Raw genomic sequence first — 18785 nt, 5'->3', positions numbered from 1 at the left:
TTCGGGGTGCGCGGACCGGCGCGGCGGCAGCGGTCACAGGCCGACACGCGGTAGGTGAGGATCACCTTTGTGTGACAGTATTTTTACGTGAGCACAGAGAATATCGAACAGCAGGTCAAGCTGTACGGCCAGCCCCTGTCGGAGCGCTTCGGCACCGTGGTGCAGGCCTACGGCATCACGCAACGGCGCCTGGCCGAGGTCCTGGGCCTGTCCGCCCCCATGCTGTCACAGCTCAACAGCGGCCGCCGGATCAAGATCGGCAACCCCGCGGTCTACGAGCGCCTCGTGATGCTGGAGCAGCGCATCGGCACCCCGGACATCGAGGAGACGCTCTCCGCGGTGGAGGCCTCGCAGCCGGTGCTGTCGACCACGCAGATCCAGGCCGGCATCCACAGCGAGACCAACGCCGTGGCCGCCCTGGCCCACGTGGTCCCGCAGCGGGAGCTGGAGGCCGCCCTCGACCTGCTGGGCGACACCGCACCGACCCTGGCCAAGGTCGTGCGCCTGGCCGTGCGAGAGGCCCAGAACCAGCAGGCCGCGAGCGCCCGCGAGGACGCCCGCCGGTGACCCAGTTCGCCCGCCGCGGCCGGCTGTCCCCGGACGTCGCCGCGGGGCGCCGCCGTGTGCTCGCCGCCGTCCGGGAGCACACCCCCCCGACCCGGCCGGGACCCCCGCTCGTGCTGGTCGCCTGCAGCGGAGGGCCGGACTCCCTCGCCCTGGCCGCCGTGGCGGCCCACTTCGCCCGCCGCGGCACGCTGCGCGTGGGCGGGGTGGTGGTGGACCACCGCCTCCAGGAGGGCTCCGCCGCGGTGGCCGAGCGCACCGCGCGCACCCTCGAGGACCTGGGGCTGGCCCCCGTCGTCGTCACCGCCGTGACCGTGCACCCGGGCGGCGGCGGACCGGAGATGGCCGCCCGCACCGCCCGCTACGCGGGGATCGCGGAGGTCGTGGCGCGCACGGGCGCGGACGCCGTGCTGCTCGGGCACACCCTCGACGACCAGGCCGAGTCGGTGCTGCTGGGCCTCGCCCGCGGCTCCGGCACCCGCTCCCTCGCCGGGATGCCCCCGGCGCGCGAGCTCGACGGCGTGACCTACCTCCGGCCCTTCCTCGACCTCTCCCGCGAGCAGGCCCGGCAGATCTGCGCGGCGGAGCAGCTCGAGCCCTGGCACGACCCCACGAACCGGGACACGTCCCTGATGCGCGCCCGGGTCCGCCACCGGGTGCTCCCGCTGCTGGAGGAGGAGCTCGGGCCCGGCCTCGCCCGCGCCCTGGCCCGCTCCGCGGCGATCCTGGGCCCGGACGCCGACTACCTCGACGGCGCCGCCCGGGAGCTGCTCGAGCGGGCCCGGGCCGCCGCCCCCGAGCCGCCGGGTGCGCTGGCCCTGGACCTGGCGACCCTGCGGGCGGCCCACCCCGCGCTGCGGCGCCGCGCCCTGTCCGCGGCCGTGGTCGCCGCCGGCGGGGAGACCCCCGCCCACGAGCGCCTCGGCGCGCTCGACGCCTTCGCCGAGGAGCACGGGGCCGCGGGGCCCGTGCAGATGGCGGGTAAGGTGTCCGTGTGGCGCCGCCGCCCGCCGGCAGGCACCCGTGGTCCGGGACACCTGGAGCTCGTCCGCCCGCGCACCGCGGCCGGGGCGGGCGCCGCCGGCCCGCATCCGATTGACGCATCACACGAGGAGCGCCGTGAAGGCTGAGGACGTCCAGGGGGACCTCACCGAGGTCCTGTTCAGCAAGGAAGAGATCGAGGCGAAGATCGCCGAACTGGCGGCGGCCGTCGACGCCGACTACCAGGGGCGGGACGTGCTGCTCGTGGGCGTGCTCAAGGGCGCGGTCATGGTCATGGCCGATCTGTGCCGGGCGCTCCAGGGCCAGTACCCCATGGACTGGATGGCGGTGTCCTCCTACGGCTCGGGCACCAAGTCCTCCGGGGTGGTGCGCATCCTCAAGGACCTCGACACCGACCTCTCGGGGCGCGACGTCCTGATCGTCGAGGACATCATCGACTCGGGGCTGACCCTGTCCTGGCTGCGCGCGAACCTGGAGTCCCGCCGCGCCGCCTCCGTGGAGGTCTGCGCGCTGCTGCGCAAGCCGGAGGCCGCGAAGACCTCCATCGACGTCAAGTACGTCGGCTGGGACATCCCCAACGAGTTCGTGGTCGGCTACGGGCTGGACTACGACGAGAAGTACCGCAACCTCGACTGCATCGCCACGCTCGCCCCGCACGTCTACGCGTGAGCCGAGTGCCCGGCGCGCGTGCGCCGGGCACTCCCGCCCGCCCGCGTCCGAGCCGGCTGTCCGCTGACAGGGAACTCCCGGCCCGTTCCGGGGGAGACCCGCCGCGCGGGCTGTACATTGAAGGCTGCGTCCCCTGGACCCCCGGCCCTCGGGCGGGCCCCGGCTCGAGGGGCCCGGACAACCATCCACGGGAGGATCAGCGGCTTGGCCACGGCGAAAAAACCCAACAACTTCTTCAGAGGACCCTGGTTCTGGGTCCTTCTGGCCGTTCTGGTCCTCTTCCCCGTCGTGGGCTCCCTCACGACCGGCGCCGGCAACCGTGTGGACACCAATGTCGGGCTGCAGCTGCTGCGCGACGGGCAGGCCTCCGAGGCCAAGATCTACGACGGCCAGCAGAAGGTCGAGCTCCAGCTCGAGGAGGACCTCAGCCTCGACGGCCGTGACCTCGGGCGCAACGTCGAGTTCTACTACGTCACCCCGCGCGGCGAGGAGGTCGTCGACGCGATGAACGCGGCCGACCTCGAGGGCTTCACGGACCAGCCGGTCGAGTCCAACTGGTTCACCAGCCTGCTCGGCTTCCTCCTGCCGTTCCTGATCATCCTGGCCATCTTCTGGTTCGTCTTCTCCCGGATGCAGGGCGGCGGCTCGCAGGTGATGCGCTTCGGCCGCTCCCGGGCCAAGATGTTCGACAAGGACAACCCCACGGTGACCTTCGCCGACGTCGCCGGGGCCGACGAGGCCGTCCAGGAGCTCGACGAGATCAAGCAGTTCCTGGTGGAGCGCGACCGCTTCACCGCCCTCGGCGCGAAGGTCCCCAAGGGCGTGCTGCTCTACGGCCCGCCCGGCACCGGCAAGACCCTGCTCGCCCGGGCCGTGGCCGGGGAGGCCGGGGTGCCCTTCTTCTCCATTTCCGGCTCCGACTTCGTCGAGATGTTCGTGGGCGTGGGCGCCTCCCGCGTCCGCGACCTGTTCCAGCAGGCGAAGGAGAACGCCCCCGCGATCATCTTCGTGGACGAGATCGACGCCGTGGGCCGCCAGCGCGGAGCCGGCATGGGCGGCGGCAACGACGAGCGGGAGCAGACCCTCAACCAGCTCCTGGTCGAGATGGACGGCTTCGACGCCACCACCAACGTCATCCTCATCGCCGCCACCAACCGCCCGGACGTCCTCGACCCGGCGCTGCTGCGCCCGGGCCGCTTCGACCGGCAGATCGGCGTGGAGGCCCCCGACATGAAGGGCCGCCTGCAGATCCTGCGGGTGCACGCCCAGGGCAAGCCGCTGGCGGACAACGTGGACCTCCCCGGCGTGGCCAAGCGCACCCCGGGCTTCACGGGCGCCGAGCTCGCCAACGTGATGAACGAGGCGGCGCTGCTCACCGCCCGGTCCCACGCCCAGCTCATCGACGACCGCGCCGTGGACGAGGCGATCGACCGCGTCATCGCCGGACCGCAGAAGCGCAGCCGGATCATGAAGGAGCTCGAGCGCAAGGTCACCGCCTACCACGAGGGCGGGCACGCGCTCGTGGCCGCGGCCCTGCGCAACACGGACCCGGTCACCAAGATCACGATCCTGCCCCGGGGCCGCGCGCTGGGCTACACCATGGTCATGCCCCTGGACGACAAGTACTCGACCACCCGCAACGAGCTGCTCGACCAGATGGCCTACGCCATGGGCGGGCGGGCCGCCGAGGAGATCGTCTTCCGGGATCCCTCCACCGGCGCCTCCAACGACATCCAGAAGGCCACCGACACCGCGCGCAAGATGGTCACCCAGTACGGGATGAGCGCCCGCGTGGGCTCCATCAAGCTGGGCGGGGACAGCTCCGAGCCGTTCCTGGGCCGCGACGCCGCCGGCGGGGGCCGGGAGTACTCCGAGCACACCGCCGCCCTCGTGGACGAGGAGGTGCGGGCGCTGCTCGACCAGGCCCACGACGAGGCCCACCAGATCCTGATGGACAACCGTCCCGTCCTGGACCGCCTCGCCCTGGAGCTGCTCGAGAAGGAGACGCTGAACGAGGCGCAGGTCGCGGAGATCTTCCACGACATCCGCAAGCGGGACCTGCGCCCGGTGTGGCTGTCCAAGGACACCCGCCCGCTCTCGGAGGACCCGCCGGTGGTCACCCAGGCCGAGCGCGAGGAGGCCCGGCGGATCCACGCCCAGGACCCCGCGACGCTGGCCCCCCAGGACCAGGCGGCCGCCGCGAAGCCGGAGCACCCCCTGGAGGTCCCCGAGCGCGGCCACTCCGTGCCGCCGGGGGAGGGCGCCGGGTCCTCGAGCAGCGCCGGCACCGCCCCGGGCGCCGGCACCGACTGAGCCGGGCCTAGGATGGAGCGACAGCCGGTCGCGTCCGCCGATCCCCGTCGCGTCCGGCAGACCCGGCAGATCCCGAAGGAGGGCGCGTTGCCCCACGAGGCCCACACGCACACGCACGACCTGGCCGCGGAGGCCTTCGAGCCGCCCTATCCCGATCCCGCCCCCGCGCTCGAGGCCGGGGCCGGGGCGGTCGACCAGCCCCGCGTGGCCGCGGCCGTCCGGGAGCTGCTGCTCGCGATCGGCGAGGACCCCGACCGGGACGGCCTGCAGGGCACCCCCGGACGGGTCGCCCGGGCGTACGCGGAGATGTTCGCGGGCCTGCACCAGGACCCCGCCGAGATCCTCGGGACGACCTTCGACATCGGCCACTCGGAGATGGTGCTGGTCAAGGACATCCCGTTCTACTCCACGTGCGAGCACCACCTCGTGCCCTTCCACGGCCACGCGCACGTGGGCTACATCCCCGGCCACGACGGCATGGTCACCGGGCTGAGCAAGCTGGCCCGGCTGGTGGACCTCTTCGCCCGCCGCCCGCAGGTGCAGGAGCGGCTCACCACCCAGATCGTCGAGGCGATCGTGGAGCACCTGAAGCCCGCCGGCGTGATCGTGGTGGTCGAGTGCGAGCACCTGTGCATGTCGATGCGCGGGGTGCGCAAGCCCGGGGCGAAGACCGTCACCTCGGCCGTGCGCGGCCAGCTGCGCGAGCCCGCCACCCGAGCCGAGGCCATGAGCCTCATCCTGGGGCGCTGAGCCGGTGACCACGACCACCCGCACCGCGCACGGGGCCCTCGGCTGGGGCTCCTTCGAGGACCTGCCCAGTGGCCGGACCCTGGTCATGGGCGTCCTCAACGTCACCCCCGACTCCTTCAGCGACGGCGGGGAGCACGCCGGTCACGAGGCGGCGATCGCCCACGGGATGCGGCTGCTCGCCGAGGGCGCCGACGTCCTCGACGTCGGAGGGGAGTCCACCCGCCCGGGCTCGGAGCGGATCACCCCCGCCGAGGAGCAGCGCCGGATCCTGCCCGTGGTGGAGGCCCTCGCCGCGGCGGGGGCGGTGCTCAGCGTCGACACCCTCCACGCCGCCACGGCCGCGGCGGTGCTCGACGCCGGGGCGCACCTCGTCAACGACGTCTCGGGCCTGTCCGTGACCCCGGCGATGGTCGAGGTCGTCGCCGAGCGGCAGGCGCCCTACGTGCTCACGCACGCCCGGGGCACCCCGGCGACCATGGACGGGCTGGCCGACTACGACGACGTCGTCGACGAGGTCCTGGCCGAGCTGGAGACCCTGCGGGACCGGCTGGTCGCCGCCGGCGTGGCCCCCGAGCGGATCGTGCTGGACCCCGGACTGGGCTTCGCCAAGCGCGGGGCGCAGAACTGGGCGCTGCTGCGCGCGCTGCCGCGCTTCACCGCCACGGGCCACCGGGTCCTGGTGGGCGCCTCCCGCAAGCGCTTCCTCGGCGCCCTGCTCGAGACGGACGGCGAGGCCCGGCCCGCGGCCGGGCGCGACACCGCCAGCGCGGCGGTCAGCGCCCTCTCGGCCCACGCGGGCGCGTGGGCCGTGCGGGTGCACGACGTGCGCGCGAGCGCTGACGCCGTGGCCGTCGCACACGCGTGGCTCGGCACCGAACCGGCGGTCCTGCGCCCCGGCGCCGCCCGGGCGGCCGCGACCGGGGGAGGGGCCCGATGAGCCGCCTGCCCCGCGAGGAGGCCGAGGGCGGGCGCCTGCGCGCCGGGGACCGGGCCGGCCGCCAGCACGTGCCGGCGGCCCCGCCGCGCGTGCCCGACCGCCGGGACCGGATCAACCTGCTGGGCATCGGCGCCGTGGGCTACCACGGGGTCCTGGACCAGGAGAAGCGCAGCGGGCAGCCGTTCTTCGTGGACCTGGTGATGTACCTGGACCTCTCCCGGGCCGGGGCCGAGGACGACGTCGCGCTGACCGCCCACTACGGCGAGGTCGCCGAGGAGGTGCGGGACATGGTGATCGGCCCGAGCGTGAACCTGCTCGAGACCCTCGCCGACCGCATCGCCCGCCGCCTGCTCGAGCGCTTCCCCCTCGAGGCGGTGGAGGTCACGGTGCACAAGCCGAAGGCCCCCATCGAGGTGACCTTCTCCGACGTGTCCGTGACGATCTACCGGGAGCGCTGACGTGGCCACCCTGGCGGTCCTCGCCCTCGGCGCCAACCTCGGCGACCGGGAGGACACCCTGCGCCGGGCCGCCCTCGAGCTCGCCGCCCACCCCCGGATCACCCTGGTCCGGAGCTCGCCCGTGGTGCGCTCCAAGCCGGTCGGCGGCCCGCCGGACCAGGGCGACTACCTCAACGCGGTGGTCGAGGTGGACACGGACCTGAGCCCCTTCGCCCTGCTCCGGGCCTGCCAGGAGATCGAGCAGCTCCACCACCGCACCCGGACGCAGCGGTGGGGACCGCGGACCCTGGACATCGACATCGTCGTCTACGGCGAGCTGCGCCTCGACGAGCCGGAGCTGACCGTCCCGCACCTGCGCGCCGCCACGCGGGCGTTCGTGCTGGTGCCCTGGGCGCTGATGGACCCCGCCGCGACCCTCGAGGGACGCCGGGTGGCCGATCTGGCCCGCGAGGCCGAGGACCTCGGCGGCCTGGGCCCGGACACCGTGCCGCTGCTGCCCGCCGGGCCCGGCGGCGAGGACCGGGACTGAGGAGGCCGCGCCGTGCACGTGCTCACCGTCCCCGCCCTGCTGCTGTGCGCCGCCGCCGCCGGAGCCCTCGGCTGGACCGCCAACCGGCTCTCCACGGGGGCGGGCGGGCCGCTGCTGATCCTGCCGTGGGTCTCGCTCGCGGCCGTCGCGGCCGCCGCCGTGGCCCTGCTCGGGCTGGGCGTGCGGGTCAAGCACTACCAGGAGGGCGCGCACCCGGAGCGCTTCGACCCCCTGGTGGCGGCCCGCACCGCCGCCGGCGCGCAGGCGGCGGCCTGGGCGGGGGCCGTGCTCACCGGCTGGCACGCCGCCATCGCCGTCGACCAGCTCGCCCTGCTCTCGGTGCGGTCCGAGCAGGGGCCGCTGTGGGCGTGCCTGGCCCACGCCGCGGCGGGACTGGTCCTCGCCGTCGTCGGCTGGGTCGTGGAGGGCTTCTGCAAGCTCCCGCCGGACGATCCCGAGGCCGAGGGCGACGCCGAGTACGGTAGGGGACGGCAGAAGGAGCTCCCCGAGGGAGAAGGTGGTTATGCCCGAGAGATCCCCGAACGGCGCCGTGCGCGGCCCCGCGGACGGGACGCCCGGTGACCCGGTCCCGCTGAGCAACCGGGCGATCGACCCCGACGGGCTCGTGTGGACCCGGGTCTCCCCCCGGCACGTCACGGTGACCGTGCTGTCCGGGCTGGCGGGCACCGTGTTCTGGCTCGCGGTGGTCGGGTGGCCCGCGGTGCTGGCCGGCACGGGCTTCTGGTCCGGGGCCCCGCTGGGCTGGCTGCTGCTGCCGCCGGCGGTGGTCCTGGTGATCGGACTGCTCTCCGTGCTCCTGGCCCCCCGGCGGGTGCGGGCGATCGGCTACGCCGAGCGCGGGGAGGACCTGCTCGTGCGCCGCGGGCTGCTCTACCAGCGGGTCACCGTCATCCCCTACGGCCGGATGCAGTACGTGGACGTGTCGGTCTCGCCGCTGCAGCGCAGCTTCGGGCTGGCCACCGTGAAGCTGCACACCGCCGCCGTCGGCAGCCACGCGGAGATCCCGGGGGTCGAGCACGCCGAGGCGTCGCGGCTGCGCGAGCGGCTCACCGCGCGCGGCGAGGCCCTCCTGGCGGGCCTGTGAGCGCCGCCCCTGATCCCGTCCCGGCGCCCGCCCCGGCCGATCCGTGGCACCGGGTCCATCCGCTGACCCCGGTGGTCAAGGGGTGGCTGGCGATCCTCGTGCTCGCGGGCGGCTTCGTCAACATCGTGCTCGACGACCTCGTGAGCGCCTACTTCGGCGGCCGGGACTCCCCGGCCCCGGACTTCGACCCCGGCCGGGTGGACACCGTGTTCTGGTGGGTCCTGGCCGGGATCGTGCTGCTCGTGCTCCTGGTGGCGGGCGCCGTCGTGCTCGTCGCCTGGTGGTTCACCCGCTACCAGGTGACGCCCGAGCACGTGCGGGTGCGCTCCGGGGTGCTCTTCCGCCAGGAGCGCCAGGCCCGCCTGGACCGGGTGCAGGCCATCGACATCCACCGGCCCTTCCTGCCCCGCCTGCTGGGCCTGGCCGAGCTGAAGTTCGAGGTGGCCGACGCCGGGCAGTCCGCGGTGTCCCTGTCCTACCTCACGCACGACCGGGCCCGCGCGCTGCGCGGCGAGCTGCTGGGCCGGCTCGGACTGGCCGCCGCCCCGGGAGGCCCCGCCGGCGCGGACCCCGCGGCCGGTCCCGGCGGCCTGCCGGGGGGGCGCGCGCGGCGTCCCGCGCCGTGGGCGGCCACCGGCGACGAGGAGCGCCCGGTGCTCGCGGTGCCCGTGCCCCGGCTGCTCGGCTCCGTGCTCGCCTCCGGCTCCGCCGTGGTCCTGGCCGCCCTGCTCGTCGCCGCCCCGGTGGCGCTCGTGCTCGACCCCGTGGCCGGGCCGGCGGTGCTCGCGGCCTGGCTGCCCGGGCTGATCAGCTTCGGGGCGGTGGCCTACCGCCGCTTCGAGCAGGGCTACCGCTTCCGGCTGCTGCGCATCCCCGAGGGCATGCGCGTGCGCTACGGACTGTTCAGCGTCCGCTCCCAGACGGTGCCCACCGGGCGGATCCAGGCGGTGGGGGTGGACCAGCCGCTGCTGTGGCGGCCCTTCGGCTGGTACCGGATCCGGGTCAACGTGGCCGGCTACGGTCCCGCCGCGGGGGAGAGCGACGCCATGCGCTCCACCCTGCTGCCCGTCGGCACCCTGCCGGAGGTGCGCACGGTCCTGCACCTGGCCCTGCCCGGCGCCCGGGACGGGGACCTCACGGCCCTGCTCGGGGAAGGACTGCACGGCCTCGGCGCGCAGGGCCGCTACACCACCTCCCCGCGCCGGGCGCGGTGGCTCGACCCCCTGGCGCACCGCCGCACCGGCTTCGCGGCGACGGAGGACGTGCTCGCCGTCCGGTCGGGCCGGCTGAGCCGCCGCACCGACGTCCTGCCGCACGAGAAGACCCAGTCCGTGGCCGTGTCCCAGGGCCCGCTCGAACGTGCCCTGGGACTCGCGGACGTCCAGCTGCACTCGACCCCCGGGCCGGTGACCGTGGCCGTGGCGCACCTCGACACCGGGGACGCCCGGGCCCTGGCGGCCGCCCAGGCCGCGCACGCCGCCGGGGCCCGTAGACTGGCCGACGCCCCGCGCCACCCCCGAACCCCCCTGCAGGAGAGAGCATGACCCGTCCCTCGGACCGCCCCGGACGCCTCGGGGTGGGGATCGTCAGTGCCGGCAGGGTGGGCGCCGTCCTCGGCGCGGCGCTGCGCGCGGCCGGGCACGCTGTGGTCGGGGTCAACGCGGTCTCGGAGGCCAGCCGGGACCGGGCCGAGGCCCTCCTCCCGGACGTACCCGTCCTGGACGTGCCCGCCGTCCTGGACCGGGCCGAGCTCGTGCTGCTCGCCGTGCCCGACGACGAGCTGCCCGGTCTCGTGCAGGGCCTCGCCGACGCGCAGCTGTGGCAGGCCGGGCAGCTCGTGGTGCACACCGCCGGACGCTGGGGCACCGGTGTCCTCGACCCCGCCCGCCGGCTGGGGGCCATCCCGCTGGCCGTCCACCCGGCGATGACCTTCACGGGACTGAGCCTGGACCTCGCCCGGCTGAGCGACTGTTCGTTCGGGATCACTGCCCCGGCGCCGGTGCTGCCCATCGCCCAGGCGCTCGTGGTGGAAATGGGGGCCGAGCCGGTGGTCGTCGCCGAGGCCGACCGCCCGCTCTACCACGCCGCCCTCGCCCACGGCGCCAACCACCTGATGACCGTCGCCGGGCAGTCGATGCAGGTGCTGCGCGACATCGGCGTGGAGCACCCGGACCGGATGCTCGGCCCCCTGCTGCGCGCGACCCTCGACAACGCCCTGGCCTCGGGGGAGTCGGCGCTGACCGGCCCCGTCGCCCGCGGGGACGCGGGCACCGTGGCCGCCCACCGCGGGGCCCTGGACGAGTACGCCCACGGGCACCAGGGCGACGACGTCCTGCTGGCCTACCTGGACCTCGCCCGCGTCACCGCCCGCCGCGCCCTGGACCGCGGTCTGCTCGACCGCTCCCGCTACGACGCCGTGCTGGCGGCCCTCGACCTCACCGACGGAAGGGACACCCCGTGACCACCTCCACCACCCCCCGCGTCTGCCGGGGCATCGGGGAGTTCCGCGCCGCCCTCGCCGAGCGCCTCGCCGCGGTGCCCGGCGAGGCGTCGCTGGGGCTGGTGCCCACCATGGGGGCGCTGCACGAGGGGCACGCCCACCTGGTGCGCCTCGCGCGGGAGGAGAACGCCGTGGTCGCGGTCTCGATCTTCGTCAACCCGCTCCAGTTCGGCCCGGACGAGGACCTCGAGCGCTATCCGCGCACCCTCGAGGCCGACCTCGAGCTGCTCGCCCGGTGCGGGGCCGACCTCGTGTTCGCCCCCGCCGTGGAGCAGATGTACCCCGACGGCGAGCCGCTGGTGCGGGTGACCGCGGGGCCGCTGGGTGCCGTGCTCGACGGCGCCAGCCGGCCGGGGCACTTCGACGGCGCGCTCACGGTGGTCAACAAGCTGCTCAACATCACCGCCCCGCCCGGACCGGCTCCCTTCCGGGCCTACTTCGGGGAGAAGGACGCCCAGCAGCTGCTGCTGATGCGCCGGATGGTCGCCGACTTCGACCTGCCGGTCACCGTCCGCCCCGTGCCCATCGTGCGCGACGCCGACGGCCTGGCCCTGTCCTCGCGCAACCGCTACCTCGACGCCGGCCAGCGGCACGCGGCGCTCGTGCTCCCGGCCACCATGCGGGCGCTCGCGGCCGGGGAGCTGGACCTCGACGCCGCCCGCGCCCGGATCGACGCCGAGGACCAGGTCCGGCTCGACTACCTCGTCGTCGTCGACCCCCGCACGCTGGCGCCCGTGGCGCCCGCTCCCGGGGCCCTCGCCCTCGTCGCGGCGCACGTGGGCGCCACACGGCTGATCGACAACCTGGCCCTCTGAGGTCCGCTGCGCGGACCCCGGGGAGGGATTTGACCCCCGCGATATCCTGGACCACTGTGACCAACGCGCAGAACACCACCCCGACCGTCCAGGACCAGGCCGCCGAGCAGGCCGAGCTCTCCGAGCAGATGCAGTTCCGGCTCGCCAAGCGCGCCCGGCTGCTCGAGTCCGGCCGGGAGGCCTACCCCGTGGGCGTGGAGCGCACGCACACCCTGGCCCAGGTCCGGCAGGCCCACGGCCACCTGGAGCCCGGCGAGGAGACCGGGCAGTTCGTGGGCGTGGCCGGGCGCGTGGTGTTCGTGCGCAACACCGGCAAGCTGTGCTTCGCGACCCTCCAGGAGGGCGACGGCACCCGCCTGCAGGTCATGCTCTCCCTCGCGAAGGTGGGCGAGGAGTCCCTGGCCGAGTGGAAGCAGCTCGTGGACCTCGGCGACTTCGTGGCCGTCCACGGCGAGGTCGTGGCCTCCCGCCGCGGCGAGCTGTCCGTCATGGCCGACGCCTGGTCCATGGCCTCGAAGGCCCTGCGGCCCCTGCCCACGCTGCACAACGAGCTCAACGACGAGACCCGGGTGCGCCGGCGCTACCTCGACCTCATCGTCCGGCCCGAGGCCCGCGACGTCGTGGTGAAGCGGGCGCGGATCATCCAGACGGTGCGCAACGTCCTGGTCGAGCGCGGCTACGTGGAGATCGAGACGCCCATCCTGCAGCTGGTGCACGGCGGGGCGAGCGCCCGGCCGTTCGAGACCCATCTGAACGCCTTCGACCAGGACATGACCCTGCGCATCGCCACGGAGCTCTACCTCAAGCGCGCCGTGGTGGGCGGGATCGAGCGGGTCTTCGAGATCGGCCGGGTCTTCCGCAACGAGGGCGTCGACTCCTCGCACAGCCCGGAGTTCACCACCCTGGAGGCCTACGAGGCCTACGCCGACCAGTTCACGATGGCCGAGCGGATCCAGGAGATCATCCTCGCGTGCGCCGACGCCCTGGGCGTGGACACGATCGAGACCGAGCGGGGCACGATCGACCTGCGCGGACCGTGGCGCTGGCTCTCGGTGTACCCCGCGCTGTCCGAGGCCGTGGGCCGGACGATCACCCCGCGGACGCCCGTGGAGGAGCTCCGCCGGGTCGCCGAGGAGCACGAGGTCGCCGTGGACCCGGCCTGGGACGCGGAGAAGCACGTCCTCGAGCTGTTCGGGGAGATCGTGGAGCCCACGCTGCTCCAGCCGACCTTCGTGTGCGACTACCCGCCCACGGCGCAGCCGCTGGCCCGTCAGCACCGCTCCGAGCACGGGCTGATCGAGGCCTGGGACCTCATCATCGGCGGCATGGAGCGCGGCACCGCCTTCTCCGAGCTGATCGACCCGGTGGTGCAGCGGGAGCGGCTCACCGAGCAGTCCCGCCGCGCCGCCGCCGGTGACGCCGAGGCCATGCGCCTGGACGAGGACTTCCTGCGCGCCCTCGAGCACGGCGCCCCGCCCATGGGCGGGCTGGGCCTGGGCCTGGACCGGCTGATCATGCTGTTCACCGACCTCGGGATCCGGGAGACCATCCTGTTCCCCCTCATGAAGCCGGAGCAGGACTGAGCCCGTCCGCGGGCCCTCAGCCTCCGTCCAGACCGTCCCGGGAGAATCGCCCCATGGAATACCTCGTGGTCCTGCTGCCCTCCATCAGCGTCGGCATCATCTTCTGGCTGGTCCTGCGGTCGATCCTCCGCGGCGACCGGAGCGAGCGCGCCGCCGAGTCCCGCTCCCAGGAGGACGCGCAGCGCTGGTACGAGCAGATCCGGGAGCGCGACGGCGCCGATGTGCCCTTCGGCCACCGGCGGCGCCGCGGGCGCGGCACGCCGCGCTGACCCGCCGCTCTCCGTCCGCGGCGCCCGGGGGCCTTTCCGATGAATTCGGATCGGTGCCGGGTTTCTTCGCCGAGTTTCCCCGGGAATCCCACCGGAACTTATCCCCTTTTTCGTGCTGACGAATTGTGCCGCGAAATTGTAGGATAAAGTCGGCACCGGGAACACGAGTTCCCGGTGCCGGCCGGAATTCATGATCCGGGCCTACCGTTCCGGCACGGGGGAATCAGCAACAGTTCAGGTCGTGCCGGACCGGCACGACCTCAGCAGGACGAACGCCGAAAGGCGGAGGAGAGTTTCAGCCATGGCACAGACCGTGAAGATCATTCTCGAGGACGACCTCGACGGCGGACCGGCCGAGGAGACCGTCCGCTTCGGGCTGGACGGGACCCAGTACGAGATCGATCTCTCCGAGGAGAACGCCGCGAAGCTGCGCGACGCCGTGCGGCCCTTCATCGCCAAGGCCCGGCGGGCCCAGAGCAAGCAGTCCCCGAAGCAGGCACGCTCCGGCGGCGCCCGCCCCACCGGCAGGTCCAACCCGGACACCGCCGCGATCCGGCAGTGGGCCCGGGAGAACGACCTCCCGGTCTCCGACCGCGGCCGCATCCACCAGGACGTGCAGAAGGCGTACTACGACGCCCACCAGTGAGCGGCTCCGCACCGGTGCCCGGGAAACCACCCGGCGCCGGTGCGGACACCAGCAGGAGGGGCCGGGATTCCGGCCCCTCCTTTTGTGTTCGGCCGGAGTTCCGCCACGGCCCCGCCATAACACCGCCATAACCCTGCTCTAACTCCGGCAGCTCTCCGGCGGCATTCCCTGCGGGCGCGTTCTGCGGGCACCGCGTCCGTTCTGCGCCGGGCCGGGGATATTTCCGCGCACGGATCCCGCCCTGCCGCCGGAATAGCCGGGGGCCGGTGCGGGGGCACGGGCGCCGTAATTGCGTCGGTGACCTGCGCTTTCGGTGGTGCGGACGCAAATGCCGATATCGGCCGGGCCTTTTCCGCGGCGCGGGCCGGACCCGTGCCGGCGGGCCGTCTCGCCGGTGGCGAACAGCCCCCCGATCGGGCTCCCGGGTGCGTAGCATCGTCTGCAGACATCGACTGAGGAGTATCCATGTTCGAACGCTTCACCGACCGCGCCCGCCGGGTCGTGGTGCTGGCCCAGGAAGAGGCCAGGATGCTCAACCACAACTACATCGGCACCGAGCACCTGCTGCTCGGGCTGATCCACGAGGGCGAGGGAGTGGCCGCCAAGGCGCTCGACTCGATGGGCATCACCCTCACCGGCGCCCGCGAGCAGGTCCAGGACATCATCGGCCCGGGCCAGCAGGCCCCGTCCGGGCACATCCCATTCACCCCGCGCGCCAAGAAGGTCCTCGAGCTCTCCCTGCGCGAGGCCCTCCAGCTCGGCCACAACTACATCGGCACCGAGCACATCCTGCTGGGCATCATCCGCGCCGGCGAGGGCGTGGCCGCGCAGGTGCTGACCAAGCTCGGCGCGGAGCCGCAGAAGGTGCGCTCCACCGTGCTGGAGCTGATCTCCGGCTACCAGGGCGGCGGGACCCCCGAGAAGGAGGGCGCCGGCGTGCGCTCGGCCGGGCAGTCCGAGGGCACCCCCGCCGGGTCGGCGGTGCTGGACCAGTTCGGCCGCAACCTCACCGCGGCCGCCCGCGAGGGCAAGCTGGACCCGGTCATCGGGCGCTTCCGCGAGATGGAGCGCGTGATGCAGATCCTCTCCCGGCGCACCAAGAACAACCCGGTGCTGATCGGCGAGCCCGGCGTCGGCAAGACCGCGGTGGTCGAGGGCCTGGCCCAGGCCATCGTGCGCGGCGACGTCCCCGAGACCCTCAAGGACAAGCACCTCTACACCCTGGACCTCGGCTCCCTCGTGGCGGGCTCCCGCTACCGCGGTGACTTCGAGGAGCGGCTCAAGAAGGTGCTCAAGGAGATCCGCACCCGCGGGGACATCATCCTGTTCATCGACGAGATCCACACCCTCGTCGGCGCCGGCGCGGCCGAGGGCGCGATCGACGCCGCGTCGATCCTGAAGCCCATGCTCGCCCGCGGGGAGCTGCAGACCATCGGTGCGACCACGCTCGACGAGTACCGCAAGCACATCGAGAAGGACGCCGCCCTGGAGCGCCGCTTCCAGCCGATCCAGGTGGACGAGCCCTCCGAGGCGCACGCCGTGGAGATCCTCAAGGGCCTGCGCGACAAGTACGAGGCCCACCACCGCGTCTCCATCTCGGACGAGGCCCTCGAGGCCGCCGTCCACCTGGCGGCCCGGTACATCTCCGACCGCTTCCTCCCGGACAAGGCGATCGACCTGATCGACGAGGCCGGCGCCCGGCTGCGGATCAAGCGGATGACCGCTCCGCCGGAGATCAAGGAGCTCGACGACCGCATCATTGAGGTGAAGCGGCTCAAGGAGGCCGCCATCGACGGCCAGGACTACGAGAAGGCCGCCTCGCTGCGCGACACCGAGCAGAAGCTCATCGCCGAGCGCGACGACAAGGACCGGGCCTGGCGCGAGGGCGGTGACGAGCTCGCCGAGGTGACCCCCGAGGTCATCTCCGACGTGCTCTCCGCCTCCACCGGGGTGCCCGTGTACAAGCTCACCGAGGAGGAGACGGGCCGTCTCCTGCACATGGAGGACGAGCTGCACAAGCGCATCATCGGCCAGGACGACGCCATCAAGGCGCTGTCCCGCTCGATGCGGCGCACCCGCGCCGGCCTGAAGGACCCGAAGCGTCCCGGCGGCTCGTTCATCTTCGCCGGCCCCACCGGCGTGGGCAAGACCGAGCTCGCGAAGGCGCTCGCGGAGTTCCTGTTCGGGGACGAGGACGCCCTCATCACCCTGGACATGTCCGAGTACCAGGAGAAGCACACCGTCTCGCGCCTGTTCGGGGCCCCTCCCGGCTACGTGGGCTACGAGGAGGGCGGGCAGCTCACCGAGAAGGTGCGCCGCAAGCCGTTCTCCGTGGTGCTCTTCGACGAGGTCGAGAAGGCCCACCAGGACCTGTTCAACTCCCTGCTGCAGATCCTCGAGGACGGCCGGCTGACCGACTCGCAGGGCCGCGTGGTGGACTTCAAGAACACCGTGATCATCATGACCACGAACCTGGGCACCAAGGACATCTCGCGGGCCGTGCCCGTGGGCTTCCAGACCGGGGTGGACTCCGCCTCCAGCTACGAGCGGATGCAGGCCAAGGTCCAGGACGAGCTCAAGGAGCACTTCCGCCCCGAGTTCCTCAACCGCGTGGACGAGATCATCGTCTTCCCGCAGCTGACTGAGTCGGAGATCGTCCAGATCGTGGACCTCTTCGTGGCCCGGCTGCAGGAGCGGCTGCGGGACCAGGGCATGTCGATCGAGCTCACCGACGCCGCCAAGGTGTGGGTCAGCCGCCGCGGCTACGACCCGGCGATGGGTGCCCGGCCGCTGCGCCGCACCATGCAGCGGGAGATCGAGGACCGGCTCTCGGAGAAGATCCTCTTCGGGGAGATCAGCTCCGGGGAGAAGATCACCGTGGGCACCGAGGGGGAGGGCGACCAGCAGGTCCTCACCTTCTCCTCCACCCCGATGTACGACCTGACCGGCGACGGGATGGTCGACCCGATGGGCGGCTTCGAGGACGTCGAGGTCGTCCGCGGGGACGGGGAGCACGGCGCCGAGGGCTGAGCCTCTCCCGCCGTACGGAAGGGCCCGCCGCGCAGCTGCGCGGCGGGCCCTTCCGCGTCCCCCGAAGTGCGGGCGGTCTCGGGGCGACATGCCCCGCGGCCTGCGGAGTTAGCGAGCGTACACTTGCCGCGTGACCGAACTGCGCCTGCGACCCGCCCGCACCTCCGACGTCCCCGCGATCAAGGAGCTGGTGGCCCCGCTGGCCCGGGCCGGGGTGCTGATCAACAAGGACACGGTCGCCTACTACGAGGGCATCCAGGAGTTCCTCGTCGCCGAGGACGCCGGGACCCCGGGGCGTCTCGTCGGCTGCGGGGCCCTGCACGTGATGTGGGAGGACCTCGGCGAGGTCCGGACCCTGGCCACCTCCGACGCCTGGCGCGGGCGCGGAGTGGGACGCGCCCTGCTGGCGGGTCTCATCGAGCGGGCCCGGGCCGTGGGGGTCTCCCGGGTGTTCTGCCTGACCTTCGAGGTGGACTTCTTCCGCCGGTACGGCTTCGAGGTGATGCCCAACCAGCAGCAGCTGGACCCGGACGTCTTCGCCGAGCTGATGCGCTCCCACGACGAGGGCGTGGCCGAGTACCTCGACCTGGCGCGGGTGAAGCCGAACACGCTCGGCAACACCCGGATGATCCTCGAGCTCAGCCCGGAAGGCTGATCCCCGCGGGGCCGCGCGCCGCCAGCCCGTCCTGGACCAGCCCGTCCAGGGCACGGCGGCGCTGCTCCTCCGGGGCGCCCAGACCGTGCAGGGCGTCCAGGGCGCGCAGCACCTCGGGCGCCGGCACGGTGCCCGGGGCGACGTCCACCGGTCCGGTCAGGTGCGGTTCCGGCACGGGGTCGCGCCCGGCCCGCAGCACGGCGAGCACGGCGCCGCGGACCTGGCGGTCCGTGCCGTGCCAGCTCTGCCCGCGGGGGGCCTCCGCCGGCTCGGGACGGCCCGCGGCGACCCACGCGCACGCGTGCCGCACGGGGCACTGCTCGCAGCGCGGTGAGCGGGCGGTGCAGATCACCGCGCCGAGCTCCATCACCGCCTGGTTCCAGCGCACGGCGAGGGCGTCCTCCTCCGGCATCAGCTGCTCGGCGAGCCGGGTCTCCGCGGCCGTCAGGGAGCGGGACGGCAGGCCCCGTCCCGAGACCACACGGGCCTGCACGCGGCGGATGTTGGTGTCCACGACCACCTGCCGGTCCCCGAAGGCGAACACCGCGATCGCGGCGGCGGTGTAGGCGCCCACGCCGGGCAGGGCCAGCAGCTCGTCGTGCCCCGCCGGGACGCGCCCGCCGTGGCGCTCGGTGATCTCGGCCGCGGCCGCGTGCAGGCGCAGGGCCCGCCGCGGATAGCCCAGCCGGCCCCAGGCCCGCACCGCCTCGCCGGTGCTCGCGGCCGCGAGGTCGGCCGGGCGCGGCCAGCGCTGCAGCCAGGCCCGCCACACCGGCAGCACGCGTGCCACGGGCGTCTGTTGGAGCATGAACTCGCTGACCATGACGCCCCACGGGGAGCAGTCCGGGTCCCGCCACGGGAGGTCCCGGGCGGCGACGTCGAACCAGCCGGTCACGGCGCGGTGCAGGTCCGGCAGACCGGGGTGCACGGCGGGGGCGGGGGCGGGACGGGAGCTCATCG

The 18785-nt window shown here is 73.8% G+C and carries 19 protein-coding genes; 18 read left to right on the top strand and 1 reads right to left on the bottom strand.

The annotated features are described in order from the left end of the window. The first annotated feature begins 87 nt into the window (after positions 1–87). The 18 genes from PU704_RS07385 to PU704_RS07300 all read left to right on the top strand — a co-directional run bounded on the left by PU704_RS07385 (position 88) and on the right by PU704_RS07300 (position 17825). Positions 88–567, top strand: coding sequence for a hypothetical protein (locus tag PU704_RS07385; RefSeq protein WP_047804727.1), 480 nt, complete (start codon positions 88–90; stop codon positions 565–567). Continuing rightward, the gene (gene tilS, locus PU704_RS07380; RefSeq protein ID WP_277550856.1) at positions 564–1694 is read left to right on the top strand and encodes a tRNA lysidine(34) synthetase TilS; all 1131 of its coding nucleotides are present in this window, start codon (positions 564–566) and stop codon (positions 1692–1694) included. The genes PU704_RS07385 and tilS overlap by 4 nt, the downstream gene beginning before the upstream one ends. Then, entirely contained in the window at positions 1684–2235 is a 552-nt protein-coding gene (gene hpt, locus PU704_RS07375) for a hypoxanthine phosphoribosyltransferase (protein WP_047804729.1), read from the top strand. Before tilS ends, hpt begins: the two co-directional genes overlap by 11 nt. Positions 2236–2439: 204 nt before the next feature. Further along, positions 2440–4548: an ATP-dependent zinc metalloprotease FtsH gene (gene ftsH, locus PU704_RS07370; protein WP_277550855.1), complete on the top strand. Its 2109-nt coding sequence runs from the start codon at positions 2440–2442 to the stop codon at positions 4546–4548. A gap of 12 nt (positions 4549–4560) precedes the next feature. After that, on the top strand, positions 4561–5298 hold the full coding sequence (gene folE / locus PU704_RS07365) for a GTP cyclohydrolase I FolE (RefSeq protein WP_277550854.1): 738 nt from the start codon (positions 4561–4563) through the stop codon (positions 5296–5298). Between the two features lie 4 nt (positions 5299–5302). After that, positions 5303–6235 carry a dihydropteroate synthase gene (folP, locus tag PU704_RS07360; protein ID WP_047804731.1) on the top strand — a complete coding sequence of 311 codons (933 nt, stop codon included), beginning with the start codon at positions 5303–5305 and terminating at the stop codon, positions 6233–6235. Further along, the gene (gene folB / locus PU704_RS07355) at positions 6232–6693 is read left to right on the top strand and encodes a dihydroneopterin aldolase (RefSeq protein ID WP_082157528.1); all 462 of its coding nucleotides are present in this window, start codon (positions 6232–6234) and stop codon (positions 6691–6693) included. The genes folP and folB overlap by 4 nt, the downstream gene beginning before the upstream one ends. A 1-nt stretch (position 6694) precedes the next feature. After that, positions 6695–7222 (top strand): 2-amino-4-hydroxy-6-hydroxymethyldihydropteridine diphosphokinase, encoded by a 528-nt coding sequence (gene folK, locus PU704_RS07350; protein ID WP_047804732.1) that lies wholly within the window; start codon positions 6695–6697, stop codon positions 7220–7222. 12 nt (positions 7223–7234) lie between these two features. Beyond that, complete coding sequence (locus PU704_RS07345) at positions 7235–7804, top strand: DUF3180 domain-containing protein (protein ID WP_277550853.1); 570 nt, start codon at positions 7235–7237, stop codon at positions 7802–7804. 10 nt (positions 7805–7814) lie between these two features. Beyond that, positions 7815–8327 carry a PH domain-containing protein gene (locus PU704_RS07340; RefSeq protein ID WP_277550953.1) on the top strand — a complete coding sequence of 171 codons (513 nt, stop codon included), beginning with the start codon at positions 7815–7817 and terminating at the stop codon, positions 8325–8327. Next, positions 8324–9871, top strand: coding sequence for a PH domain-containing protein (locus tag PU704_RS07335; RefSeq protein ID WP_277550852.1), 1548 nt, complete (start codon positions 8324–8326; stop codon positions 9869–9871). Before PU704_RS07340 ends, PU704_RS07335 begins: the two co-directional genes overlap by 4 nt. Further along, positions 9868–10788, top strand: coding sequence for a Rossmann-like and DUF2520 domain-containing protein (locus PU704_RS07330; RefSeq protein WP_277550851.1), 921 nt, complete (start codon positions 9868–9870; stop codon positions 10786–10788). The genes PU704_RS07335 and PU704_RS07330 overlap by 4 nt, the downstream gene beginning before the upstream one ends. Beyond that, positions 10785–11642 (top strand): pantoate--beta-alanine ligase, encoded by an 858-nt coding sequence (gene panC / locus PU704_RS07325; protein ID WP_277550850.1) that lies wholly within the window; start codon positions 10785–10787, stop codon positions 11640–11642. Before PU704_RS07330 ends, panC begins: the two co-directional genes overlap by 4 nt. A gap of 56 nt (positions 11643–11698) precedes the next feature. Beyond that, positions 11699–13225: a lysine--tRNA ligase gene (lysS, locus tag PU704_RS07320; protein WP_075872733.1), complete on the top strand. Its 1527-nt coding sequence runs from the start codon at positions 11699–11701 to the stop codon at positions 13223–13225. A 53-nt stretch (positions 13226–13278) separates the two neighbouring features. After that, positions 13279–13494, top strand: coding sequence for a hypothetical protein (locus tag PU704_RS07315; protein WP_047805237.1), 216 nt, complete (start codon positions 13279–13281; stop codon positions 13492–13494). A gap of 301 nt (positions 13495–13795) precedes the next feature. Continuing rightward, a complete protein-coding gene (locus PU704_RS07310; RefSeq protein ID WP_047805238.1) occupies positions 13796–14140 on the top strand; it encodes a histone-like nucleoid-structuring protein Lsr2 in 345 nt (114 codons plus the stop codon). Between the two features lie 465 nt (positions 14141–14605). After that, complete coding sequence (locus PU704_RS07305; protein WP_277550848.1) at positions 14606–17170, top strand: ATP-dependent Clp protease ATP-binding subunit; 2565 nt, start codon at positions 14606–14608, stop codon at positions 17168–17170. A 130-nt stretch (positions 17171–17300) separates the two neighbouring features. After that, positions 17301–17825, top strand: coding sequence for an amino-acid N-acetyltransferase (locus PU704_RS07300; RefSeq protein ID WP_047805240.1), 525 nt, complete (start codon positions 17301–17303; stop codon positions 17823–17825). On the opposite strand, the gene PU704_RS07295 is transcribed toward PU704_RS07300, so the two are convergent. After that, positions 17809–18783, bottom strand: a complete 975-nt coding sequence (locus PU704_RS07295; protein WP_277550847.1) for an HhH-GPD family protein — start codon at positions 18781–18783, stop codon at positions 17809–17811. The two genes, PU704_RS07300 and PU704_RS07295, sit on opposite strands and share 17 nt — an antisense overlap. Positions 18784–18785 lie beyond the last annotated feature (2 nt).

The sequence above is a fragment of the Kocuria oceani genome (assembly GCF_029524215.1).
GTDB lineage: Bacteria > Actinomycetota > Actinomycetes > Actinomycetales > Micrococcaceae > Kocuria > Kocuria oceani.
The sequence above is the reverse complement of the archived record's forward strand: the minus strand, read 5'-3'. Positions and strand labels throughout refer to the sequence as shown.